The organism is Xanthomarina sp. GH4-25 (genome assembly GCF_045363175.1).
Taxonomy (GTDB): Bacteria; Bacteroidota; Bacteroidia; order Flavobacteriales; family Flavobacteriaceae; genus Xanthomarina.
In genome coordinates, this window is the sequence record NZ_JBJFLO010000002.1 from 236,912 (window position 1) to 261,620 (window position 24,709).

Below are 24,709 nucleotides of genomic sequence, written 5' to 3' on the forward strand. Positions count from 1 at the left end.
TTTATAAGATACATTTGCAGCTTCTAAAATTCTTTAAAATGAATGCGACTAAATATTATATTGCCGTAATATCTGCCTTTACTATTTGGGGGTTTTTTAGTGTCGTTTTAAAATCGTTAGACGATTTTACAGCCTTTGATATATTAAGTTATCGCTCTGTTTTATCGGCTGCAATTATGATGGTTATTACGTTACTTTTAAGACCAAAAGCACTTAAAAAAAATGTTTCATTATTTAAGTCTTTCGAAAGCAAAATTCAGTATCGTATTTTATGGATTAACATGCTTAGTGGTTTATTTTTAGCACTAAATTGGTATATTTTTATCTATGTTATGAATAATGTTAGCGTTAGTGCAACCTCATTAGCCTATCTTATTTGTCCTATTTTAACAATGGTTTTGGCTTTTATTATTTTAAAGGAAAAACTCTTTAAGCTCCAATGGTTTTCTGTGGCATTAAGCTTTTTAGGTTGCTTATTACTTTCTTTAGGAAATTTTATGGATCTTTTTTATAGTATGATTATTGCCTTTTCTTATGCAATCTATTTAATTTTACAACGAAAAAATCAAGAAATGGATCGTTTTGTTGTGCTTACATTTCAAATATCTTTTGCTGTAATCTTATTGTTTCCGTTTTTTATGACTTACGATTTCAATACGGAAAAAACAACCTTTTTTTATAGCATGATATTATTAATAGCTGTAGTATTTACTATTATTCCTATGTATTTAAACATTTATGCTCTTAAGGGATTACCATCTTCAGTTGTTGGCGTTTTTATTTATTTAAACCCAATTATAAACTTTTTCTTAGCTATTTTTTACTTTAAAGAAGAAATAACCTTAATGCAAGGCTTAAGTTATGTCCTTATAATAATATCGATTATTATTTTTAATATACCTGCATTAAAGCATCGAATTCACAGGCGTCGAGCTGCACATATTCAGTAAATATATTCTTAATTAAAAAAGGTCTTGAAGTATTTTCAAGACCTTTTTTGTAAACTTAACATAACAACTAACCAAAAAAATTAAAAAATAAGTTTAAAATTTTATCACTTAATAAATAGCACATTTATTTTGTTAATGTAAACTTATAAAAGTTTTAGAGAAGTCTATTTATAAAATCGATGAATGGATTGAATTAATTGTTTTAAGTATTAAACATGCTAAAATCATCTATCAAATACATAACTTATTGATTGTTAGAATAAAACTTTCGTTTTTTACTTCAAACTGTTCAATATAAAGTCTAAATCCTTATTATAATTATCCTTTAACAAGTAAGAATCTGTATAGTATTTAGAAGTGTTTGCCAAACCTAATTCTTGAAGTTTATAAATGGCATCTTTATATTCTAAAGAAGATTTTCCAGTAAGAATAACATCTAAATCGTTTCCATGTTTAGCATATTGATACACTTTTTGTAAACCAGATAAGTATAAATGGTCTTTTGTAAACCCACCTCCTCTATGTACACGAAGCGTAATAGCAAATGCTTTATCTTTTTGAAGCTTGTATTGATTGTACAGCAAATCGAAAGTATCAGAAAATGAATATCCTTTTATTAAACTATCTACAGCAATTACGCGATACGACAGTTCTTTTAACCTGGTTAATGTTAAACAGCCAGACATATATTCTGAATATACAGCCAAACCTTCTTGTGTCTCTACATTATTAGGGAAACCATTAGAGAAAATTTGTAAAGGCTGATTTACAGCATTAAATGTCGTAACCATGTGGACACCAATTTCATGATTTGCTAAAACCTGCAATTGGTTTTTACTGTACTTATGATTTTTTCTAAGAACTAAAGTTTGGGCACTATTTTGAACCATTGCAGCAGCCGAAATATTGGTTGAAAGCTTGATGTGATATTTAAAATCATAACGCTTAGAAAACGTCTCAAAATAATTTATAGCATCATGTGCCGAATACATTGGAAGCATATCTTCAGAAAATTCAGCATCATCAAACCTTAAAATAAACTTTGCATTGTCTAAATCTTTTTCTGTTGGAGTTCCAAAACTTTTTAAACTGTTATAATAAAATTTTCTTCCTTGATTAATAGTTTCAATACATTCAATCAATCCAGAATATTCGTAAATAATATCTTCATACAAATTCCTTACTTCTTCGTGTTGAATCCGCTCTAATCTTTGTGAATAAAAGAGTCTATGAAGCTTAAATCCATTAAATTTTAATTTTGGATATTTAAATTGCGGTTCATAATTAAATTTTGAAGTATAAAATTGCTTCTTTTCACTTTCTATATTTAACGGATTGATATAATTTAGTAATTCAATTTTTTTTACCAATCTGTTTAAGTTGGCATCAATATCAAATAAGCTTTGGTGTTGTTCTATCAAATTTTCTGAAATCATTTATTCGAATAGGTTTTATAAAATTCTGAAGCGTGTTTTGGAAGTCTATATTTTAGCTCTTCTGAAACTTTAGCTACAACTTCTGGAAATAAGATTTGGTTATACTCATCGCAATATACTTTTGCAATTTCAGTTGCCAAAACTAAGGTATTTTTAAAGTTATTAGTAATGAATTTTAAAAAATATCCATTGCCTTGAAAAGTATCGTTAATTTTTGCTGTGGATTTAATGTTATTAGGAAAAACTATCTCTGAGAGACTTGTTCTCCAAGATTCAACAGCAGCTCCAAACCTATCATTATTAATGTTACTAGTTCCTAAATTCCATGTTGGCACTTCTCTATTCCAACGTTGCCAATTATAACTGTGCATATCGTAAACCACACAAACTCCAAACTTTTCTTCAAGTTTTTTAATTAAAGTAGCTACTACGTTATAAAAAGCGTCATGTTTTTTTAAACTATTTTGTTTCACTGCATCAGGAAGTGGCTGTTTCCATAGTTGCTTTCCCCAAGCCGTTTCAAACACTGCTTCTTCAGATGGTCTATTTAAATCGTATTCAAACCTGGAATCGCAACCTGCAATAACTATTGGGTGAAAAGCAATCATGTTTTTGGTTTCTGGATCTTCTTCATACCATCTTTCATAGGCCGAATGCAAGCAGATTTCCCATAATTCTTTTCTAAATTGAAATCCATCATGAATTGCTGCACAAGCATAAGGCACATATGAATCTATTTTTAAAGTGAAGGAATAATCATCAGAAACTGCATGAAAAACAACTTCGTTTTGAATATTATTAATAATTTCCGATACGCTTAACTTTTCCATAATTAAGAAATTTTAGTCTATTAAATTTAAAATAGTTCTTAAGCTTTCTCTTTTTTTATTTGATATAAAAAGATAATCATTTAATTTTATACTTTCTGTATTCCAAATTTTAACCTCAAAAACATCTATTAACTTATACTCTACTACTTCTGTATCATCAGCATTTCTGTAGATTTGATAGATACTGTAATCCATTTCCATTAATAAGCTTTCAAGAGATTTTAAATGATTTTTATGATTGTCTAATGTTTTAGAAGAATGAGTGTCTAAAACTTCACAAATTATTACGGGTTTATATGTTTCAATTATTTTTTTTGCGCCCAAAAGAGCAAAAAGTTCAGCACCTTCAATATCTATCTTTAAAATAGTTATGCAATCCATTTTTAAAAGATCAATAGCTAATGTGTCTAAATCAAAAGCAATAATCTGTTCTTTAAACCCATGGTCGTAATGATTTGGTCTAAAATGTTCACGGATTGTTGCTGTAGAATCGGTTTCGTTATTAAAATATAAATCTAACACTTCAATTTTGTCTGAAATAGCAATAGGAAGTATGGTTGTGTTATAGAATTTATTAGCCTTTATTAGCTTATTCACATAATAAACACAATTTGGATTTGGCTCAAAGCCTACATATTTACAATCTGGGTTTAAGCTCTTAATGCTTAATAAGGTCTGACCTATATTGACACCAACATCCAAAATAACTATCGATTGATTTGTCTGTTTAAAACTAGAAATTATATAATCCAACCAAGAAGATTTATGGTTTAGATTATGTAATCCTAAACCTTTAATAATTGGAATATTAACCTTTAGATTATTTATTGAAACACGAGAAGTGGTATTAAAATACTGAAGTAAATTTAGCTTGTTTAGAAGTTTATATAAAAAAATCATTTGTATGGATTAATGCGTTAAACTTCCCCATTCTGTCCAGGAGCCATCATAAACTGATAGGTTACGATAACCTGCTATATCTGCTCCTAAAGCCAAAACACAAGCCGTAATTCCAGATCCACAAGAGAAAGTAATGGCCTGGTTTGAATTAGTAATAGATTGAAACAGTTGTTGTAATTGAGTTTTAGATTTTAATAAACCTACTTCATTTATTAAAGTTTCAAAAGGGATGTTTATAGAGTTTGGAATATTACCACTTCTTAATCCTTCTCTTGGTTCCATTTCAATAGAATTAAATCTACCTTCTGAACGAGCATCGATAATTAAATGATTATGGTCTTGAGACTCTTTTTTTACATCATTAAAAAACTTCATATAATGTGGTTTAAGTGACGCTTCAAAATCTCCTTTATCTCCTTTATATGTATGTTTGGTTTCCGTTTGAAAACCTGCTTTTTCCCAAGCAGGAAAACCTCCATTTAAAACGGCTATATTTTGAAACCCAAAAGCTTTAAACAACCACCAAACTCTAGGGCTCGAATAAATACCTTTCTCGTCGTAAACAACAATGATACTGTTTTTACAAATACCCAGATTTTGAGCCTCATTTTCAAATTGATTTTCTGAAGGAAATGTGGTTGGAAAAGGTGCAGACACATCGCTAAACTTATTTTTTAAATCGAAAAATCGCGTAGAGGGAATTTGATTTTTTTTCATGTCCTTTATGTTTCCTGTTACTTTAGGAATTGTCGCATTCAGAATAACGAGATTTGGATGCAATAAGTGCTCTTGGAGCCAAGCAACAGTTACCAAAGGAGATTCTATTTTAAATTCAGAATTCATTTCGATTTTTTAGATATCAACAAATGCAAATACATAAATTAAGCATCTTCTACTGTTTTTCTCAAACGTGAACGTCTGTTAAAAGCTTCCACATTATCTAATACTTTACTTTCCAGAAAATCGATAACTTTTTCTTCAACTTTGTATTTGTTTTTATAAACCTTATTAATATAGGTAATTCCTCCTGGAGACATAACATTGACTTCTACAAGTTTTCCACCAATAACATCGATTCCTACAAAGTAAAGACCATCTTTAACTAATTTTGGTCCTATTTGTTTACAAAGCGCCTTTTCAGCTTTAGTTAACGTATGCTTTTGAACAGAACCACCAGCAGATACATTAGATCGATGATCATCTGAACCAGGAACACGTTTCATAGCTCCAATAGGTTCTCCATTAAGCATTAAAATTCTCACGTCGCCTTGATCTGCACCTTCTATATAATCTTGAAGAATCACATAATTGGAAGCCCCATCTCCACTATTATTAATATAAAAATCAAGCAATGAATTAATATTGCTCATAGCCGATTTTTCAATTAAAATAACACCAGATCCACCAAAACCATTTAAAGGTTTGATAATCATTTTATCAGATTTCGATTCTTTAATTTGTCTGATTAAATAATTTTTATTTTTTGACACATGTGTATTTGGAATAATGTTACTATGTGCGTCTCCAAAAGCAGCCGTATATAATTTATTATTTGCTTCACGCATACCTTCTAGTGAATTGATAATAAAAACATCATCTTTTACTGAATCTAAAAAATTAAGCATAATAGGATCCAAAGGAGGATTTGCTCTAAAGAAGATGGCATCAAACCCAGCTAAGGGTAACATTTCTTCTCTAATTTCTGCTTTTTTATAAAATGCTTTCAATGAAGAAGGGACCTTCTCCATACGTCCCAAAACGGTACAAAACGCATTGGTAACGCTATTTCTAATGGTTAAATTAGCGGGAGTACAAATGGCAACACCATGATTTCTTTTAACACATTCTTTTATTAAAGCCAAACTTGTATCGTTTTCAGGATCTATTTGATCCCAAGGATACATTAAAAAACAAACATTCATAATTCTAGTTTTTGATTGGTTATTTAAAGTTAAAACATTCGAACAACTTTTAAACAGATTATGAATCTAAATCAAAAGTTTCTGTTGGATTCTTAGGGTCTTGATATTCTAACATGTTTTCACCATCTGCAATAATTGAGCAAACCGTAGCATCGCCTGTCACGTTTACAACGGTTCTAAACATGTCCAAAATTCTATCTACAGGAAAAATAATGGCTATCCAAGCTGGGTTTAATCCTACAGAGTCTAATACAATAATAAGCATAACTAACCCTGCACTCGGAACAGCTGCAGATCCTATTGATGCCAATGTAGCAGTTAAAACAACGGTTATTTGCTGACCTATTGTTAAATCGATCATGTGCATTTGTGCTAGAAAAATAACAGCAATAGCCTGATACATACTGGTGCCATCCATATTTACTGTAGCTCCAATAGGTAACACAAAACTACTAACCTTTTTATTGACACCAAGATTTTGTTCCACACATTCCATGGTTACAGGTAATGTGGCAGCACTACTAGATGTTGAGAATGCTAAAGTTTGAGCCGGACTCATCGCTTTGAAAAAGCCTTTATAAGGTATTTTCTTTACAAAACTTTTTAGAATAATTGGGTAAATAACAAAAATCATTAAAAGCAAGCCTAACAATACGGTTAAAGAATACCAACTTAAACCTTTAAATATTTCAAGCACTTTTCCAATGTCGTCACCAGCCATTTTACTCACAACACCAGCTAACAAGGCAAAAACAAAAAATGGTGCTGCTTGCATAACTATATCGACCATTTTTAAAAAGACTTCGTTTATACCATCAACCAGATTTAAAACAGGCTTAGCTTTATCTGTAGGAATAAACAACAAACAAACACCAAAAAATACAGCGAAAAAGATAATTTGTAGCATTAAACCATTATTAGATAATGAATAGAAAAAATTACTAGGAACAATATCTACTAAAGGTTGCAAAGGAGTTGTTTCTTTCCTACTTTTTACTGTTTCCATTTTATCTGCAACAGCAGCTTCTTTAAGTTCGCTTTTCGATAATTCTGAAATTTCTTGTGCACGTTGAAGAAATGCTGGATCTTGGAGATAATTTACACCATCTTTTATTTCGTAGCCTTCAGCACTAGCCCATATTTCATAACTAATTCTGTTGTCTATTCTACTTTGTTCATCAATTAACTTACCGGGTTTAATAATGTTAACTAGCAACAACCCTAACGAAATAGCCATGATAGTGGTTAAAAGGTAGATGCCTAAGGTCTTTCCTCCCATTCTTCCTAAACTCGCAGGATCACCAATATTAGCAACTCCACTTATAATGGAAAACAATACTAATGGAACTGCAATTAACTTCAATAAATTAATAAATATGGTTCCAAACGGATCAATCCAGTTAATTGTAAAAGTACTCCAACCCATAGAGCTTGATAACAATGCCCATATGATACCGAGTACCATTCCAATAATAATTTTCCAGTGTAATGCTAGTTTTTTCATATTTATATTCCACAAAAGTGGGAATCTCTTTAGTTAAACAATAAATTCTTGATTAAAAGGACTTACTTATAAATCTTATTCATTAAATAAAAGTCAGCTAATACCAAAGCAGCCATAGCTTCAACTATAGGTATTGCTCTTGGAACAACACATGGATCATGGCGACCCTTACCTTGCATTTCCACAATATTTCCAGAACTATCTAGTGCATCTTGTTTTTGGATTATTGTAGCTACTGGTTTAAAGGCTACTCTAAAATAAATGTCCATGCCATTACTAATGCCTCCTTGAATACCTCCTGAGAGATTGGTTTTAGTTGTTCCATCTTCATTAAACAAATCGTTATGTTCGCTTCCTCTCATTTTTGCGCCACAGAAACCACTACCATACTCAAAGCCTTTTACAGCGTTTATGGAAAGCATGGCTTTACCTAAATCTGCGTGAAGTTTATCGAAAATCGGTTCTCCAAGTCCTAAAGGAACATTTTGTAAGATACATGTTACTGTGCCTCCAATGGTGTCTCCTTGCTTTTTAATTTCTTTAATTTTAGAAATCATTTTGTCTGCAATCTCAGAGTCTGGACAACGTACTGCATTAGATTCTGTTTTTGAAAAATCTAAATCCTGGTATGGTTTTTCAAGAAAAATATCACCTACAGATGATGTGTATGCATTAATCTTAATGTTATTAAGTACTTGTTTTGCAATGGCTCCAGCTACAACCCTACAAGCTGTTTCTCTTGCCGAACTGCGTCCTCCTCCTCTATAATCACGAATTCCGTATTTTTTTTCGTAAGTATAATCTGCATGACTAGGACGATACATATCTTTTATATGTGAATAATCTTTAGATTTTTGATTTGTATTTTTAATAATAAAACCTATAGGAGTTCCAGTTGTAACTCCTTCAAAAATTCCCGATAAAAACTCTACAGTATCAGGTTCTTTCCGTTGGGTCACTATTTCGGATTGACCTGGTTTTCTTCTGTTCAATTCGTCTTGAATGGTATCAAAATCTAACTTTAATCCAGATGGGCAACCATCAACTACACCTCCAATAGCAACTCCATGAGACTCACCAAACGTGGTTAATTTAAAAACATTTCCAAAGGAATTTCCAGGCATAAACTATATTTTATCTGCTAATGTAATTGTATTATTAGAGAAACAAAAATGCATTTCTTTAAAGCATCGTAAATCCACATCTAAAATTAAGTAATAATTTAATAACAATATCCTCACAATTAATTAATTAAAGGGTAAAGTTCAACTAACATTCAAGCATTTAATTTGTACCATAATTAAATGATACCTTGAAATTAAAAAGAAAAGTTGAGATTGCCGTTATATCAGACGTTCATTTAGGCACCTATGGATGTCATGCCAAGCAGCTACTTACTTATTTGAACAGCATTCAGCCAAAAAAACTTATTCTAAATGGTGATATTATTGATATTTGGCAATTTAGTAAACGTTATTTTCCAAAATCTCATTTAAAAATCATCAAGAAGATTATGAATATGGCTTCTAATGGTGTTGAAGTTATTTACATAACGGGCAATCATGACGATTTGCTTAGGAAATTTAGCGACACAACCATTGGAAATATTTCCATAGTAGACAAAGTAGTACTAGAACTAGACGGTAAAAAAGCATGGTTTTTCCATGGAGATGTCTTTGATGCTTCTATTCAAAACGCTAGGTGGCTGGCTAAGTTAGGAGGATATGGATATGACATACTCATTCTAGTAAACCGATTGATGAATTGGGTTTTAGAACGGATGGGTAAAGAAAAATATTCCTTATCAAAACGTATAAAAAATAACGTGAAAGGCGCTTTAAAATATATTAGCAATTTTGAAGAGGTCGCGACAGATTTAGCCATAGAAAATGGGTATGATTATGTGATTTGCGGACATATCCATCAACCAAAAATGGAAATAATAGAAAGCAAACATGGTAAAACCATGTACTTGAATTCTGGGGATTGGATTGAAAACTTTACCGCTTTGGAATATCAATTTAAACGTTGGAAAATATATAATTACAACCAGGATAAGCTTTCTCCTTTCTTTGCAGATGAAGAAATTAAGGAAATGGAAATGAAAGATCTAATTGCTGCTATTACCATTTTTGATGCTAAAAAAGCACTTAAATCAAAGCCTCTTTAAGAATAGTTATCGGGTGTTTAGCCTCTTTTTGTGTTCCATCTTTAATCTGATGCCTACAACTAGTCCCATTTGCAGAAATGATAGTTTCATCATCTGTTCCTCTAATTGCAGGGAATAAGGTTTGTTCCCCAACTTGCATGCTCAGCTCATAATGCTCCTTTTCATAACCAAAACTTCCTGCCATACCACAGCAACCGCTAGGGATAGTAGTCACTATATAGTTTTTGGGTAAATTCAAAATATCGAAACTTGATTTCTGATTACTCATAGCCTTTTGATGACAATGTCCATGAAACTTAATGCTTTTTGCCTCTTTAGTGAACTGTTCTGTAGTAATATTTCCTAAAATTATTTCTTGTTGAAGAAATTCCTCAATTAAAAAAGTATGTTTTGCTATGTTTTGGGCTGAGGCTTTATCGTCTGCTAACTTTAAGTATTCATCTTTGAAAGTAAAAATAGCCGAAGGTTCTATTCCAACTAAAGGTGTCTCGGATGTGATTCTGTCTTTAAATATTTCAACATTTTTATTTGCAACTTTTTTAGCTTGTTTGAGCAAACCTTTTGATAAAAATGCACGCCCAGATTCTGCATGGTTCAAAATGATGACTTTGTAATTTAAGGCTTGTAAAAGCGCTAAAGCATCTAAACCAATTTGTGTATCTAAGTGGTTGGTGAATTCATCGTTAAACAAATATACAGTACTAATAAAATAATCAGTATTAATTTGATTTTCAATATCTTTATAGTACTCACTTAAACTTTTATTTGAAATTAATGGCAGACTTCGTTTTAAAGCGATTCCAAAAGATTTCTTCAATAAAAAAGAGGTTAATAGATTAGAAAATATAAAGTTTGTAATCCAAGAAAACTTAGCTCCTAAATCATTCAACTGATTATTATATGCAAACAATTTTGTTCTTAATGAAATGCCATTTTCTTGCTGATATTGGTATAAAAACTCCGCTTTTAAAGTAGCTACATCTACACTACTTGGACATTCACTAGCACACGCTTTACAACTCAAACATAAGTCGAAAACTTCTTTTAATTCTTTATGATTGAATTTATTGGCTTTTTCAGAATTAGTCAAAAACTCTCTCAATGCATTTGCCCTAGCTCTAGTGGTGTCTTTCTCGTTTCTTGTAGCTCGATAACTTGGGCACATGGTGCCTCCAAACTCTGGAAGTTTCCTGCAATCTCCAGAACCATTACACTTTTCAGCTTCGCGAAGTATTCCCAAAGAATCAGAGAAATCTAAAAAGGTTTCTATTTCAGGTTCTTTTCTATCAGGAACATATCTTAAGTTTTCATCCATTGGAAAAGCATCAACTATTTTCCCAGGATTTAAAATATTTTCAGAATCAAAAACTGATTTAATACGCTTTAAAATCTGATAATTAGCTTCACCAATCATAAGTGGAATAAATTCGGCTCTTACAATACCATCACCATGTTCTCCACTCATGGAGCCTTTGTATTTTTTAACTAGATGCGCTACATCTGTAGTTATTTTTCGGAATAAAACTACATCTTCTTTTTTCTTTAAATTTAAAATGGGACGCAAGTGTAGCTCTCCTGCTCCTGCATGTGCATAATAAACAGCTTCTTGGTTATTGCTAGTCATGAGTTGGGTGAACTCCTTGATATAACTTGCTAAATCTGGTAAGGCAACAGCTGTGTCTTCTATACATGCTGCTGTTTTTTTATCACCAATAATATTTCCAAGTAAGCCTAACCCTGCTTTCCGTAATTCGATAGCTTTATCAATATCTTCTGCAACAAGAATAGGGTTTGCATAACTTAAGTTTAAGCTGTCAATATCTTTAATAAGCAATTGAGCTTTTGATTGAACAGCTTTTAGAGTTTCTCCTTTAATTTCACACATTAAAATAGCCTGAGGGTCACCTACTATAAACTGCCTGTTTTCTTGTTGGGTTTTGTTGTGTTTTGTGAGATCCAATATGGTTTTGTCCATCATTTCACAAGTATGTAAATTGTGCTTCATAACCGTTTCAACGGCATTTAAACAGTTTTGAATAGATTTAAAATGCGCAGCCACCATAATACTTTCTTTTGGCGGTAACACATCTAATTTTAAGGTTATTTCAGTGGTAAAAGCAAGCGTTCCTTCGCTACCAGAAAGTAATTTACACATGTTAAACTTTTCTTCTGAATCTGAAAAGACGTCAGAAGCTATCAACTCATCAATGGCATAACCCGTATTTCTTCTATGAATCTCAGGTTTTGGAAACTGTTTAAGAATTTCATTTTGAACATTTTCAGAAGCTAATTCCTTGTAAATAGTTTTATAAACTAAACCTTCTAGAGAATTGAGTTTTGTTTTTTTATGAAAATTATCTTTAGAGATTTCATGAAATTTAACTTCAGAGCCATCACTTAAAATAGTTTTTAATTCCAAAACCTTATCTCTAGTTACACCATATTGAATAGAAGTTGTGCCTGAAGAATTATTTCCAACCATTCCTCCAATCATACATCGATTGGAAGTAGATGTATTGGGTCCAAAAAACAATCCAAAAGATTTTAAATAATTATTAAGCTCATCCCTAATAACTCCAGGCTGTACTTTTACTGTTCTATTCTTTTCGTCTAAATACAAAATCTTTGTGAAATACTTAGACACATCTACAATTATACCATGTCCAACACACTGACCTGCTAAGGACGTCCCTGCTGTTCTTGGAATTAATGAGGTCTTGTTTTTCTTGGCAAATTCGATAAGCTGTTTAATATCTTCAACTGTTTTTGGGTAGGCAACAGCCAAAGGCAACTTTCTATATACCGAGGCATCAGTAGCATAGATGGCTTTTGTTAAATCATCGTACTGAAAATCGCCATTAAGCTGTCTTTTTAAATCTTTAAAAAACGTATCTGATTGCAATAATTCCTAATATTTATAGTTTAATTGATAGCCATAAATTTAAGATTAGTTTATGACTTATTGCGAAACAAAATGGTTATTTTGAATTTAAAATAAATTTATATTATGAAACAAACATTGTTAATAGCAGTTGCCTTTTTAGGCTTTACGACTTTTCTACATGCACAAGAAATTTCTAAAAACGCTATCGGCTTAAGACTTGGAGATAGCGATGGCTTTGGAGCCTCTGTCTCCTATCAACGTGCTATAATGGAGAACAACAGACTGGAATTTAGTTTTGGTTGGACCGATGGGAAAAATTACGATGGCGTAAAACTAATTGGATTATACGAATGGGTTTGGAATATAGATGGAGGATTTAATTGGTATACTGGACCTGGAATTGGTCTTGCCACTTACAGGTTTGAAGATTATTATCATCAGAACCATAGAGACACCTTTGCTATATTAACGGGAACCGTTGGGATAGAATACAGTTTTGATTTTCCTTTATTATTATCTTTAGACGTAAGACCAGAACTAGGTTTAGGCAGTAGCGCTTATGACAATAATGATTTAGATTTTGATCTAGGGATTGGTGTTAGATATCAATTCTAAACACTATCTAAAATATTAACTAAAACACCTTTTTAAGGTGTTTTTTTTATATAGTTTTGTAAGATGAAACAAAAATCTATAGCTATTATGGCTGCTGGAATGGGTTCCAGATTTGGAGGGTTAAAACAGACACATGCTGTAATAAATGATTATGCTATATTAGACTTTTCTATATATGATGCGCTACAAGCTGGTTTTAATCATATTGTTTTTATTGTACGAGAAGATATTTTAGAGGTTTTCAAAAAACGGTATTCTAAAAAACTTCCGGAAAACATTCAAATAGATTTTGTAATTCAAAATATATCAGCAATCCCAAAACGAAAAAAACCATGGGGAACTGGTCATGCTCTACTCTCCTTAAAAGAAAGTATTAAGAATAACTTTGCTTTGATAAATGCCGATGATTTTTATGGTCAAAAGGCTTTTAATCTTATGCATGATGCACTGTTTTTAAATAAGAAACATCAAAATTACTTTATAGGTTATCGGTTAAAAAACACGCTTTCAGATTTTGGAACGGTTTCAAGAGGCGAATGTATTTTAAATGATGAGGAAGAACTTGTAAGTATAATCGAGCGAACAAATATTAGTAAAGACAACACAAAAATGTCTCTAAACAGTATTGTTTCTATGAATTTCTGGGGTTTTACTCCAGACATCTTTAAAATTGCGAATAAATTATTCCAAGTCTTTTTGGACGAGCATAAAGGATCTGAAACAGCTGAATTTTACATTCCAAAAGTTGTAGATTATATGATTAAAGAAAAAACAATGACATTCAAGATGCTGGAATCAAATACGGTTTGGTTTGGTGTAACTTATAAAGACGATGAATCTATGGTAAAAAAACAACTTCAAGAACTTATTTCTGAAGGTGTTTACCCAACTAAATTATGGTAGCTTTTGGAAACTCTTAAAAATATTTGTCATCAATTTCAAATAGAAAAAACAATTTTAAATATTGAAGTTTTAACTTCTGGACATATTAACGACTCCTATTTGGTTAGCTGTAGTAACGATGTAAATTATGTTTTGCAAAAAATTAACAGCCAGATATTTACAAATTTAAATAATATTATATTAAACAAAGTAATTGTTAGTAGTCACTTAAAAAAAGCCTATTTAGAAATTGGTAGTAAATATCAAATTGCAGGCTTTATTAAATCTAAAAAAGACACTTTTTTTATTGAGGCTTATAAGGGTTGTTGGACTCTAATGGAATATATTTCTAACTCAAAAACCATTGAGAGAGCAAAAAACGAAAAGCAGGTTTATGAAGCAGGAAAACTATTTGGAAATTTTATTTCAAAAACTTCAAATCTGGAAACTGAACAAATTATAGAAACACTTCCTAAATTTCATTCAGTGCCTTTTCGGTTTTTTCAATTTGAAAAGGCGTTAAATTATGCAAGTACTTCTAGAAAGAATGAAGCTCAAGAACTCATTGACCTTGTTTTTGATCTAAAATTTGAAATGTTTCAGCTTTCAGAATTAAAGGAAAAAAACACATTTCCAATACGGGTTACACATAATGATGCTAAATTATCAAACATATTATTTGATCAAGACGATAATGGTCTTGCAGTAATAGACTTAGATACAGTTATGCCAGGAATTGTACATTTCGATTTTGGAGATTCTATTCGCTCTATATGTTCAAATACAGTTGAAGATTCTGAAAATCTAGAACAAACAACCATCAATCTAAATTACTTTGAAGCTTATTGTAAAGGATTTGCTTCTGAAACCTCTAATTTGTTAACTACAAAAGAAATAGACTTTTTGCCGTTGAGTGTTAAAACATTGATATACATCATGGGTTTACGCTTTTTAACAGATTATTTAAATAATGATGTCTATTATAAAACAGCATTTGAAACCCACAATTTAGTACGTGCTAAAAACCAAATGGCACTTTTAAAAAGTGCCATTAAGAATTATGAAGAGATTAAGGTAATTACCTATCGTAATTTTAATTTAAAGAATATCTCTTAAAACTTCATTTTTTCTTGGTGTTTTCCATGTGCCTCCTGTAAAATCTGGAACCACAGTTCTAGCAGAATTATTAGCTACTGACAATTCCGATAAGGGCGTTATGGCACTCCAAAGCACACTATCATATAGGTTTATATCTAAAGGCAAGCCTTCGTTTAAACAACGAATTAATCTATAAATCATAACAAAATCCATACCTCCATGCCCAACGGCATTAGCATCTATTTGAGTTTTTAATTTATTCCATAACGGATGGTCGTAACGCTCTCTATAATCTTTATACTCCTCATCTTTTAACCAACTGTGCCCCCATTGAAGCTCTTCATGACCAACATACAATCTGGAAGGATAGCCTTGATGGGCAGCTTTGGTTCCAAACACATTATTCAATCTAGAATAAGGTCTACCTGTATGTGTATCAAACTGTAACATAATGGTTCTACCCAATTTTGTTTTTATTAAAGTTGTATTCATATCACCACATGCAAATTCTTTAACTGGAAAGTTTTCAATCTGGGCACCAAGTTTCAAACTATCATCTCGAGAACTCATAGAGGTTATAAAATCGTAGTTATCTCCACGACCAATATCCATATAAAAGCTTGTTGGTCCTAAACCGTGACCTGTATAGAAGTTTCCGTTTTGAGTTTCATGATGTTTAATTCTCCATTGATTTTCATAATAGGTGTCGTCCATCATATGTTTACGTAAATCATGGATATAAGCGCCTTCTGCATGATTTATATTTCCAAAAACACCTTGATCAATCATGTTTAACACCCAAAGTTCCTCTCCATTAAAACAGCAATTCTCCATATACATACAATGCTTTTGAGTACGCTCGGCAACTTCTATTAATTTCCAGCAATCTTCAAGGGTCATGGCCATTGGTTGCTCACAAGCAACATGCTTACCTTGCTCCATACCATAAATAGACATTTCTGTGTGAGTATTCCAAGGCGTTGCTATTAGAATTAAATCGATATCATCTCTTTCTGCTAATTTTTTCCATTCGGTTTCATTCCCATAGTATAAGTCTGCTGGTGTATTTTGAATAGTTTTAAGGTAGTCATTATTCTTTTCAACTTTGTCTTGTTTTAAATCTGATAGAGCTACAATTTCTGCATGATTATTTTTTATTAAATAATCAAACATTTGGATTAATACACTCCCTCTGTTTCCCATTCCAATCATTCCAACCCGAACTTTAGAAATTGGATCTGCAGTAAGTCCTACAACATTTCCTAGTGCCTTTCTTTTATTTAAAAGTTCTTCAACTAATTCTTTTTCAACTATATCATTGCTTTTATTTGCTAGAATACTTGGTGCCAAGCCTAAAAACAGGCCAGCTCTAGCAGTTAGATTTAAGAAAGATTTTCTATTCATTTTCAGTTGTTATTAATTTTTAAAACAGAAAGGTATTAAATTATTTAATGCGTTTCTAGTAAATCAAAAATATTATAATGAGATCATGTTTTTCTGTTTGGAAATACATAAATTCTTGCTATACCTTTCCTTAAAATGTATTATCAAAGTAAATTTTTGCTGTAACAAAGCAATCATTAGCTCAAATCATAAAACATGATATATTTCAAATAATAATGATGATATTTATGAAGTTTTAGTAAGTGAAACTCAATGATTTTAAATATCTACACCATACTATTAGTTTTCCAATTGCAAATGACTGACGTACATATAATTCCTGAAAGTATTAAAAATGAAGTGCAAGTTGCTTTATCTTATTATCCTGAATTAGAACATGTACCCATAGAGTTTAAATTCAAAAAAAACATAAAAAAATCTACTATGCAGGCGCGTCCGAAAGCAAGTAGCTTTTTTAAGTCAAAAAAGCATCGTAGTTATATTGTTTTGATTAGTGAAAAATTTAAAATTTCTGATAAGGAATTTTTAACTAAGCATATTCCTTCAGATATTTTAATAGGATGGATTGGACATGAATTAGGACATATTATAGATTATAGAAATCGTAGTAATATGAACTTAATTGGTTTTGGAGTTAATTATCTTTTTTCACATAGTCATATTGTAGAAGCAGAAAGAGCTGCAGACACTTATGCTGTTCAACATGGAATGGCAGATTATATTTTAAAAACTAAAGATTTTATTTTGAATCATGCAGATATTACTGAAAAGTATAAGCTTAGAATTAAAAAATATTATTTATCTCCAGAAGAAATCATGCAACTTGTCGAGCATGATTCAGAATAATATAACAGTATAATTACTTATTGATAAACGCTTCCCATTCAGCAAATTTCTCTTCGTTCATGACTCGCTCCATTTTTACTTGACCACCCATTTTTTTGTTGTTTGCATTCCATTCATGAAATTTTTCTGGGCTTACAACTTTAACTCTCACCCCTTTTAATGCTTTACTCCTTGCTACTTTGTAATTATTGTTAGCTTCTTTTAAAAAGGAATCTAAGCTTGAAACAATTGCTTCTGTATCTATATTTTTCATATCACTTCCCAAATACCAACAGTGATAAAACTCATTATCTTCACAGCGTTTGGCACATATGGTATATTCAGTGATTTTGGTTGAAAAAGCGTCTTCTAGTTGCCTTACAGCATCGTCCATTTTATTTACTGAAAGTTGAGATCCAACCGTGTTTAAAAAAAATTTTGTACGTCCTGTTATTTTAATTTCTGCACGTTCTATATCTGTAAATTCTATAGTATCTCCAATTATATAACGCCAAGCTCCACTAACAGTACTAATAATTAGTACATAATCCTGATTAAGTTTTACGTTCTCCAACATTACTGAAGGTGCTTCTTTAACTAGAGAGCCATCTTCATGTATATATTCTGGTTTAAAAGGAACAAATTCAAAATATATGCCTCCATCTGTTATTAACTGCATAGCATCGGTTTCAGGACGCATTTGACAAGCTATAAATCCTTCGGAAGCTAAATAAGTATCAATAATTAATACTGGTTTTCCCATTAGAGCATTAAAACTTTTCTCGTAAGGACCAAAAGCAACACCTCCAGAGGTAAACACTTGCAAATTCGGCCATATTTCATGAATATGATTAAGGTTATGATATTTAATAACTTTTTCAAGCATCAATTCTATCCAAGATGGAATACCACTAAGTGCACCAATATCCCAATCTTTAGCTCGTTCTGCGATAGTTTGAACACGTGTGTCCCAATCATCAATTTTTGCAATATCTTCTCCAGGTTTATAATAACCTTTAAACCAAAAAGGAATATTACTGGCACTGATACCACTTATTTCACCTTCTAAATGATCATTTTTTTCTTGTAGTTCTGTTGAGCTACCTAACATCATGATCTCTTTTTCAAAAAAATCCACGGGCAAATCAAAATGACTTAAAGCAAATACTTGTTTAATTCCTGCTTGCCTAATGGCCTCAATCATATCATCAGTAACTGGAATCCGTTTACTGCTTTTCCCTGTTGTACCAGAACTTAATGCGAAATATGAAGGTGTGTCTGGCCAAGTAACATTGGTTTCTCCATCATGTAGTTTTTTCCACCAATTTTTATTAATTTCATTATAATCAAAATATGGAATAGCCGAGCTAAATGCTTTTGTTATGTTTTCTGAAACTAAAGTTTCTTTAAAATTATAGTGCTTACCGAACTGTGTGTCTTTCGCTTTTTCTAATAAATTTATTAGTACTTTATGTTGTTCTTCTATATGGTTAGTTTCACTAGTAAGTGCGTCTTTTGCATGAATAACCCCTTTTATAATACTTCCTAAAATTGCCATATATAGTTTGTTTTATTGACGATAAAGTTAGGATATAATATGGTTCGGTTAAAAACAAATGTGACCTAGATGAATAAAAATATTAATGCATATAGATAATTAAAATATTAATGCATATAGATAATTAAAATATTAACTTTTGCGAATTATAAACACAGAAAAACATATTGATAAAGCCTTCTCCTTAATTGTAGAATTAAGAATGAATTTATAATTATATTAAAGTGAATTCATTAAAAAAATTATAGTAAGGCTTTACATTTTGAAAGTGTTGCTTCGTAAATAGCTTCATACTTAGGTACAATTTGATAAATGTCGAAATTACAAGCTTGCTTTTTGGCAGCTTCTTTAAAATTGGCTAAAGTATTCTCGTCTTTTAGAATGAGAAGTGCATTTTTGCTCATATCCTCAACATCTCCAACTTGGCTTAAATAACCAGATACACCATGAATATTAACTTCAGGAATACCACCAGAATCACTTGAAATTACAGGAACACCCGAAGCCATTGCTTCTAAAGCAGCCAAACCAAAACTTTCAGTTTTAGATGGAAGTATAAACAAATCTGAATAACACAAAATACGATCTATTTCGTGACTATTTCCAAAGAAAATTACCTTATCTTCAATACCCAATTCTATACAAAGTTGTTCAGCTGGTTCTTTTTCTGGACCTTCGCCAACCATCATCAATTTTGCAGGGATTTCTTTTTGAATGTTAAAAAATGTTTTAATTACGTCTGGAATACGTTTCACTTCTCTAAAGTTACTGATATGAGTGATGATTTTTTCATCTTCATTTGCTAATAGATCACGTTGACAATCGTTAAACTGGTGCGTATGTTTTGCTATATCGATAAAATTTGTAACTACGTGAATGTCATTTTTAATATCGAACAATCTTAAAGTATCTTGTTTTAAACTTTCGGAAACTGAGGTGACAGCATCAGATTTATTAATACTAAAAGTAACTGCTGTTTTATAGAATGGATGAGAGCCAACTAAGGTAATATCAGTTCCATGAAGTGTTGTAACTATAGGTAAATAAATGCCTTCCTCTTGAAGCATTTTTTTAGCCATATAGGCTGCATAAGCATGAGGTATGGCGTAATGTACATGGAGTATTTCAATTTTATGGAGCTTCACCATATCTACCAACTTACTGGTTAATGCTAATTCGTATGGCTGATAGTGAAATAAAGGATATTCTGGAACGGTTACTTCGTGGTAATGCACATTGCTACCTAATAAATCTAATCTCACTGGCTGTTTGTAAGTAATAAAATGTACTTCGTGCCCTCTTTTGGATAATTCTATACCTAATTCTGTTGCAACAACACCACTTCCTCCAAAAGTTGGATAACAAACAATTCCTATTTTCATATTTAAAATTTCAATTAATCTATAATTGCTTCGTAAATTAAACCCTGTATATCTGTTCTAATATTTTCTTTTAATAACAAATTAGAATCTGCTTTTGGATAGGTTCTATTTGCCAAAAATACATATACAATTTCTTCATCTGGATCTGCCCAAGCATAGGTTCCTGTAAATCCAGAATGTCCAAAACTAGTCATAGAAACACATCCACAGGTTGGTCCAGCATCTCCTAATTGAGGCTTATCGAAACCAATTCCTCTCCTATTATCTTTATCGCAAAAATAACATGTATTAAAAACATCTACCGTTTCTGGCTTAAAATAACGTTTACCACCATAAAACCCTTTTTGTAAATACAATTGCATTATTTTTGCTACATCGTTGGCATTACTAAAAATACCAGCATGACCTCCCACACCATCCTGCATGGCAGCTCCCATGTCGTGAACATATCCATGAACTTCCTGATACCTGTAATAGTCATCTATCTCTGTTGGAACTATTTTTTTACCACTAAACTTATTGTAAGGATTATAGGTAGTATAATTTGCTCCTAAAGATTCATAAAAATGATCTTGTACTAAATTGTCTAAACTTTGGTCGTAATAAGTCTCAATATATTTCTTTAAAATGTAATAAGGTAAGTCGCTATACCTATAACGTTCTCTATTTAAGAGGTCTGTTTCTAAAATTATTTTTTGAATGGAGTCTTGGTAATCTTTTCTCATGTAAAGATTATTAGCAACTTTTACACTAAACTTACTACTGTATTCTTTTCTATAATATTTAAAATCTGGATGCTTTGTAATAGAATCTAAAGTCGCATAATAAAATGGAATCCAGGGCTTTAATCTGGCGTAATGAGACAACATCTTTTTTAAAGTGATGTTCTTTTTATTTGAATTTAAATATTCTGGAAGAATCTCTGAGAGTTTGGTGTCTAAAGATACAACACCCTCTTCCTCAAGTTCCATTAATAAGGGTAATGTGGCAAGAATTTTTGTTAAAGATGCCACATCGTAAATATCGTCGAAAGTAACAGGTTCTGAGTCTTTTTCGTAAGTATGTTTTCCAAAATTCTTATTATATATTACTTTTCCCTTTCTAGCTACTAATAACTGAATACCAGGAGTCATTTTATTATCCACAGCATATTGAGCAATTGAATCCAGTTTTTTAAGTTTTTCTGAACTCATTCCAACGCGTTCTGGTAACCCGTAATTTAAACGTGATAGTTTAGAATAAGAAATACCATCTCCTGCATGAAATCCATTGCCAACTGAAACAGGTAAAACCCCTAAAGCTGGGATAGCTCCAAAAATAAGTTGTGCCGATTTTTGTTGAGCAATTTCGCTATTCTGATAACTTACTACAATGCTTTCAAAATTTTCAACAGTAGCTAAATCTATTAGCGCATATGGTTTTACAAACACATCAAGAATTACCTTATTTGTTCTAGCAATTTCATGCAACCATACAAGCTCTTTATCTGAAAATTCATGGCTTTTCCATGGATTAATATTAGATCTATGAAAACCTATCACGATAGTGTTATAAGCTGAAAGTTTTGCCAGTAATTCGTCTAAATTATCTGCTGAAACTTCGTGTACTTTTGTATATTTTTGTAATTCTTTTAAAAATACAGAGCCATCGTCATCTCCCATTTTCACATAAGCTATCTTCTTTTTTTCTAAATTTCTTATTGGAAGTAAATCGTCTTTGTTTTTAACAACCGTAATAGCATTTTCAAAAATAACCTCAGAAAGCATGGTATCTTGAATTCTATTTAAGTCTTCAAATAAATGTTCTGTTTCAATAGGTTTAAAATTATTTAATCCTACTTTATATTTTGCCTGAAGAATCTTTTTAACTGAATGAGCCAAGCGTTCTTCTGAAATATCGCCAATATTATAAGCTTCAATAATTTTATTTATAGCTTTTGGTACGTCTTCAGAAATTAGTAGCACATCATTTCCTGCTTGAAAAGCGGCCAAATCTATGTCTCCAGGTTCGCTAAAATTTGAAACCCCTTTCATTTCTAAAGCATCAGTATAAATTAAGCCTTGAAAATGTAAAGAATCTTTTAATATATCAGTCACAATATGTTTTGATAATGAAGAAGGAAAGCCATCTCTTGGCTCTAATGCTGGCACATTTAAATGCGCAACCATAACACTAGACAAACCATGATCTATAAGTTTTCTATATGGGTATAATTCAACAGAATCTATACGTTTTTCGTCAAAACTAATGGTTGGCAAAGTTTTATGCGAATCGCTATCTGTATCTCCATGACCTGGAAAATGCTTGGCATTGGCTAAAACTCCCGCTTCTTGCATACCTTTCATAAAGGCTAATGACTTATCAGTGACATTGTCTCGATCTTCTCCAAAAGATCTATTCCCAATAATAGGGTTTTTAGGGTTGGTATTAATATCTACAACAGGTGCAAAATTAAAATGCACGCCAATACGCTTACAATGTTCTCCAATTTGTCTTCCAACCTGTTCTATTAATTGATTATCTTTTACAGCACCCAGAGTCATATTCCATGGAAAAGCATAGGTTGAATCCAACCTCATGCCCAATCCCCATTCGGCATCCATACCTATCAACAAGGGGGTTTTAGAAGTTTTCTGATACAAGTTATTAAGTTTTGCTTGCTTTACAGGACCTCCTGTAGAATATATAAGTCCACCAATATGGTAATTTGTTATCATTTGACTGATAGTGTTTTCATGTGCCAAACCTTGATTAGAAAAAGCTCTTACCATAAAAAGTTGACCAACTTTCTCTTCTAAGCTCATATGATTATAGAGACTATCTACCCATTTCTTTTGTGCCTCTACATCTTTAGCCAACAACGGATTATTAGTTTGTGAAAACAAATTTTGAGTTAGTAGTAGAACTGATAAGAAACAAAATATTTGACGCATAAATTTTTGGCTTTAAAAACTAATAATAAGTGTATTAAAAACTATGCCAAAATAATGCATTTAAAAGGAAGTATAAAAGACTTTAAGATAGATTTATAAAGAATTAATTAACCAACGATAAAATAATATTCTAATGTAAGAAAAGAAATAATTAAATTAAAGTCACACTATTAAAACACAGGGTTTTTTAGTATTTTTGACTTATAATTTTTTTAATATGAAACATATTATTTGTATCGTTTTACTGTTCTCAATAACAAGCTGTTACCAAATAGAACGGAATTGTACTGATTTCCAAACAGGTACTTTTTATAGTGAAATAACCATAGATGGAATATTATATAAATCTCATTTTGTTAGAACCAATAATCTTCAGATTGAGAGGTATAACAATAACATTGATTCGTCTCAAGTTAGATGGATAAACGATTGTGAAGTTGTTTTTAAAACAATCAATCCAAAAAATATGGCTGAACAAAAAGATATTCATTTAAAAATATTAGTGACAACAGATTCAACTTATACGTTTGAATATTCCTATGTAGGAGAGAAAACAAAACAAAAAGGTATAGCAACTAAACTAAAATAAGATGTTAGAATTTTTATTGTCAGGTGATGCTATTATGGCTTTACTAACATTAACATTTCTCGAAATTATTCTTGGTATTGATAATATTGTATTTATTTCAATTGCTGCTAATAAACTTCCAGAACACCAACGTGCTAAGGCCACTAATATTGGTCTTTTATTAGCCATGGTTCAACGTATTGTATTGTTGTTTTTTGTCTCCTTTTTAATTGGTTTAAAAGAGCCTTTTTATACTATTGAAACTAGTTGGTTGCACATAGCGATTAGTGGTCAAGCACTTATTTTATTTTTTGGAGGATTATTTTTACTCTACAAAAGCACCTCTGAAATAAGAGAGAAAGTAGAAAGTCCACAGCATGATGCTAATGAAGTTAAAGGAAAAAAAATTACATCATTATCTCAAGCTATTACTCAAATAGTCATTATAGATTTCATCTTTTCAATAGATTCAATTTTAACAGCAGTTGGAATGACAAATGGATTGCATCCAAATCATAATTATGCTTTAGTACTTATGATTATTGCAGTTGTTATATCCATTATCATCATGATTGTTTTTGCCAACCCAATTCGAAAGTTTATAAACGAACATCCTAGTATGCAGATATTAGGTTTAGCGTTCTTAATTCTAATAGGGTTCATGCTAGTTACTGAAGCTGCCCACTTATCGGAAACCTCTATTTTCGATCAAACAGTTGGAGCCATCCCAAAGGGGTATTTATATTTTGCAATTGCATTTTCTTTATTTGTTGAGTTTTTAAATTTTAGAATTCAAAAGAGAAAAATGAAAACGAAATAAATTTAAAACGTCAGTTTAAAACATAAAA

The 24,709-nt window shown here is 31.3% G+C and carries 20 protein-coding genes; 8 read left to right on the forward strand and 12 right to left on the reverse strand.

Annotation, left to right across the window (positions count from 1 at the left end; translation table 11 throughout):
- Window positions 1-38 precede the first annotated feature (38 nt).
- Window positions 39-950: an EamA family transporter gene (locus ACI5KZ_RS03755; protein WP_109309513.1), complete on the forward strand. Its 912-nt coding sequence runs from the start codon at window positions 39-41 to the stop codon at window positions 948-950.
- Between the two features lie 275 nt (window positions 951-1,225).
- On the opposite strand, the gene ACI5KZ_RS03760 is transcribed toward ACI5KZ_RS03755, so the two are convergent.
- The 7 genes from ACI5KZ_RS03760 to aroC all read right to left on the reverse strand — a co-directional run bounded on the left by ACI5KZ_RS03760 (window position 1,226) and on the right by aroC (window position 8,666).
- A complete protein-coding gene (locus ACI5KZ_RS03760; RefSeq protein ID WP_406846939.1) occupies window positions 1,226-2,386 on the reverse strand; it encodes a flavohemoglobin expression-modulating QEGLA motif protein in 1,161 nt (386 codons plus the stop codon).
- Window positions 2,383-3,216 (reverse strand): N-formylglutamate amidohydrolase, encoded by an 834-nt coding sequence (locus ACI5KZ_RS03765; protein ID WP_406846940.1) that lies wholly within the window; start codon window positions 3,214-3,216, stop codon window positions 2,383-2,385. The genes ACI5KZ_RS03760 and ACI5KZ_RS03765 overlap by 4 nt, the downstream gene beginning before the upstream one ends.
- 12 nt (window positions 3,217-3,228) lie before the next feature.
- Complete coding sequence (locus ACI5KZ_RS03770; RefSeq protein WP_406846941.1) at window positions 3,229-4,116, reverse strand: FkbM family methyltransferase; 888 nt, start codon at window positions 4,114-4,116, stop codon at window positions 3,229-3,231.
- Between the two features lie 9 nt (window positions 4,117-4,125).
- On the reverse strand, window positions 4,126-4,959 hold the full coding sequence (locus ACI5KZ_RS03775; RefSeq protein WP_109309517.1) for a sulfurtransferase: 834 nt from the start codon (window positions 4,957-4,959) through the stop codon (window positions 4,126-4,128).
- Between the two features lie 38 nt (window positions 4,960-4,997).
- Window positions 4,998-6,038: a glutathione synthase gene (gene gshB, locus ACI5KZ_RS03780; RefSeq protein ID WP_109309518.1), complete on the reverse strand. Its 1,041-nt coding sequence runs from the start codon at window positions 6,036-6,038 to the stop codon at window positions 4,998-5,000.
- A 58-nt stretch (window positions 6,039-6,096) separates the two neighbouring features.
- Entirely contained in the window at window positions 6,097-7,542 is a 1,446-nt protein-coding gene (locus ACI5KZ_RS03785) for a dicarboxylate/amino acid:cation symporter (protein ID WP_109309519.1), read from the reverse strand.
- Window positions 7,543-7,604: 62 nt separating this feature from the next.
- The gene (gene aroC, locus ACI5KZ_RS03790) at window positions 7,605-8,666 is read right to left on the reverse strand and encodes a chorismate synthase (protein ID WP_406846942.1); all 1,062 of its coding nucleotides are present in this window, start codon (window positions 8,664-8,666) and stop codon (window positions 7,605-7,607) included.
- A gap of 188 nt (window positions 8,667-8,854) precedes the next feature.
- Here aroC and ACI5KZ_RS03795 point away from each other — a divergent pair, with 188 nt between their 5' ends.
- Window positions 8,855-9,712: a UDP-2,3-diacylglucosamine diphosphatase gene (locus tag ACI5KZ_RS03795; protein ID WP_109309521.1), complete on the forward strand. Its 858-nt coding sequence runs from the start codon at window positions 8,855-8,857 to the stop codon at window positions 9,710-9,712.
- Here ACI5KZ_RS03795 and ACI5KZ_RS03800 read toward each other — a convergent pair.
- The gene (locus ACI5KZ_RS03800; RefSeq protein WP_406846943.1) at window positions 9,693-12,614 is read right to left on the reverse strand and encodes an FAD-binding and (Fe-S)-binding domain-containing protein; all 2,922 of its coding nucleotides are present in this window, start codon (window positions 12,612-12,614) and stop codon (window positions 9,693-9,695) included. The genes ACI5KZ_RS03795 and ACI5KZ_RS03800 overlap by 20 nt on opposite strands.
- A 105-nt stretch (window positions 12,615-12,719) precedes the next feature.
- Here ACI5KZ_RS03800 and ACI5KZ_RS03805 point away from each other — a divergent pair, with 105 nt between their 5' ends.
- The 3 genes from ACI5KZ_RS03805 (at window position 12,720) to ACI5KZ_RS03815 (ending at window position 15,209) form a co-directional block, all read left to right on the forward strand.
- Entirely contained in the window at window positions 12,720-13,211 is a 492-nt protein-coding gene (locus ACI5KZ_RS03805; RefSeq protein WP_109309523.1) for a hypothetical protein, read from the forward strand.
- 63 nt (window positions 13,212-13,274) lie between these two features.
- On the forward strand, window positions 13,275-14,114 hold the full coding sequence (locus ACI5KZ_RS03810) for a sugar phosphate nucleotidyltransferase (RefSeq protein ID WP_406846944.1): 840 nt from the start codon (window positions 13,275-13,277) through the stop codon (window positions 14,112-14,114).
- A gap of 3 nt (window positions 14,115-14,117) precedes the next feature.
- Window positions 14,118-15,209 (forward strand): aminoglycoside phosphotransferase family protein, encoded by a 1,092-nt coding sequence (locus tag ACI5KZ_RS03815; protein WP_406846945.1) that lies wholly within the window; start codon window positions 14,118-14,120, stop codon window positions 15,207-15,209.
- Here ACI5KZ_RS03815 and ACI5KZ_RS03820 read toward each other — a convergent pair.
- Entirely contained in the window at window positions 15,192-16,595 is a 1,404-nt protein-coding gene (locus ACI5KZ_RS03820) for a Gfo/Idh/MocA family protein (protein WP_406846946.1), read from the reverse strand. The genes ACI5KZ_RS03815 and ACI5KZ_RS03820 overlap by 18 nt on opposite strands.
- Window positions 16,596-16,892: 297 nt before the next feature.
- Between ACI5KZ_RS03820 and ACI5KZ_RS03825 the strand changes: the two genes are divergently transcribed.
- Window positions 16,893-17,441, forward strand: a complete 549-nt coding sequence (locus ACI5KZ_RS03825) for a hypothetical protein (protein WP_109309665.1) — start codon at window positions 16,893-16,895, stop codon at window positions 17,439-17,441.
- Between the two features lie 13 nt (window positions 17,442-17,454).
- Here ACI5KZ_RS03825 and ACI5KZ_RS03830 read toward each other — a convergent pair whose 3' ends face one another.
- From ACI5KZ_RS03830 to ACI5KZ_RS03840, 3 genes are all read right to left on the reverse strand, one after another.
- On the reverse strand, window positions 17,455-18,978 hold the full coding sequence (locus tag ACI5KZ_RS03830; protein WP_109309526.1) for a GH3 auxin-responsive promoter family protein: 1,524 nt from the start codon (window positions 18,976-18,978) through the stop codon (window positions 17,455-17,457).
- A gap of 242 nt (window positions 18,979-19,220) precedes the next feature.
- A complete protein-coding gene (bshA, locus tag ACI5KZ_RS03835; RefSeq protein ID WP_109309527.1) occupies window positions 19,221-20,360 on the reverse strand; it encodes an N-acetyl-alpha-D-glucosaminyl L-malate synthase BshA in 1,140 nt (379 codons plus the stop codon).
- A gap of 14 nt (window positions 20,361-20,374) precedes the next feature.
- Window positions 20,375-23,293: a glycoside hydrolase family 3 N-terminal domain-containing protein gene (locus tag ACI5KZ_RS03840; protein WP_406846947.1), complete on the reverse strand. Its 2,919-nt coding sequence runs from the start codon at window positions 23,291-23,293 to the stop codon at window positions 20,375-20,377.
- 217 nt (window positions 23,294-23,510) lie between these two features.
- On the opposite strand from ACI5KZ_RS03840, the gene ACI5KZ_RS03845 reads away from it, so the two are divergent.
- Together ACI5KZ_RS03845 and ACI5KZ_RS03850 are read left to right on the forward strand one after the other, a co-directional pair.
- Complete coding sequence (locus ACI5KZ_RS03845; protein ID WP_406846948.1) at window positions 23,511-23,882, forward strand: DNA topoisomerase IV; 372 nt, start codon at window positions 23,511-23,513, stop codon at window positions 23,880-23,882.
- Between the two features lies 1 nt (window position 23,883).
- On the forward strand, window positions 23,884-24,681 hold the full coding sequence (locus ACI5KZ_RS03850) for a TerC family protein (protein ID WP_109309530.1): 798 nt from the start codon (window positions 23,884-23,886) through the stop codon (window positions 24,679-24,681).
- Window positions 24,682-24,709 lie beyond the last annotated feature (28 nt).

Coding starts and splice junctions, on each gene's coding strand:
- ACI5KZ_RS03850 (WP_109309530.1), top strand. CDS start 23,884: ATGTTAGAATTTTTATTGTCAGGTGATGCTATTATGGCTTTACTAACA.
- ACI5KZ_RS03805 (WP_109309523.1), top strand. CDS start 12,720: ATGAAACAAACATTGTTAATAGCAGTTGCCTTTTTAGGCTTTACGACT.
- ACI5KZ_RS03830 (WP_109309526.1), bottom strand. CDS start 18,978: ATGGCAATTTTAGGAAGTATTATAAAAGGGGTTATTCATGCAAAAGAC.
- ACI5KZ_RS03845 (WP_406846948.1), top strand. CDS start 23,511: ATGAAACATATTATTTGTATCGTTTTACTGTTCTCAATAACAAGCTGT.
- ACI5KZ_RS03765 (WP_406846940.1), bottom strand. CDS start 3,216: ATGGAAAAGTTAAGCGTATCGGAAATTATTAATAATATTCAAAACGAA.
- gshB (WP_109309518.1), bottom strand. CDS start 6,038: ATGAATGTTTGTTTTTTAATGTATCCTTGGGATCAAATAGATCCTGAA.
- ACI5KZ_RS03785 (WP_109309519.1), bottom strand. CDS start 7,542: ATGAAAAAACTAGCATTACACTGGAAAATTATTATTGGAATGGTACTC.
- ACI5KZ_RS03775 (WP_109309517.1), bottom strand. CDS start 4,959: ATGAATTCTGAATTTAAAATAGAATCTCCTTTGGTAACTGTTGCTTGG.
- aroC (WP_406846942.1), bottom strand. CDS start 8,666: ATGCCTGGAAATTCCTTTGGAAATGTTTTTAAATTAACCACGTTTGGT.
- ACI5KZ_RS03825 (WP_109309665.1), top strand. CDS start 16,893: ATGACTGACGTACATATAATTCCTGAAAGTATTAAAAATGAAGTGCAA.
- bshA (WP_109309527.1), bottom strand. CDS start 20,360: ATGAAAATAGGAATTGTTTGTTATCCAACTTTTGGAGGAAGTGGTGTT.
- ACI5KZ_RS03810 (WP_406846944.1), top strand. CDS start 13,275: ATGAAACAAAAATCTATAGCTATTATGGCTGCTGGAATGGGTTCCAGA.
- ACI5KZ_RS03755 (WP_109309513.1), top strand. CDS start 39: ATGAATGCGACTAAATATTATATTGCCGTAATATCTGCCTTTACTATT.
- ACI5KZ_RS03770 (WP_406846941.1), bottom strand. CDS start 4,116: ATGATTTTTTTATATAAACTTCTAAACAAGCTAAATTTACTTCAGTAT.
- ACI5KZ_RS03840 (WP_406846947.1), bottom strand. CDS start 23,293: ATGCGTCAAATATTTTGTTTCTTATCAGTTCTACTACTAACTCAAAAT.
- ACI5KZ_RS03760 (WP_406846939.1), bottom strand. CDS start 2,386: ATGATTTCAGAAAATTTGATAGAACAACACCAAAGCTTATTTGATATT.
- ACI5KZ_RS03820 (WP_406846946.1), bottom strand. CDS start 16,595: ATGAATAGAAAATCTTTCTTAAATCTAACTGCTAGAGCTGGCCTGTTT.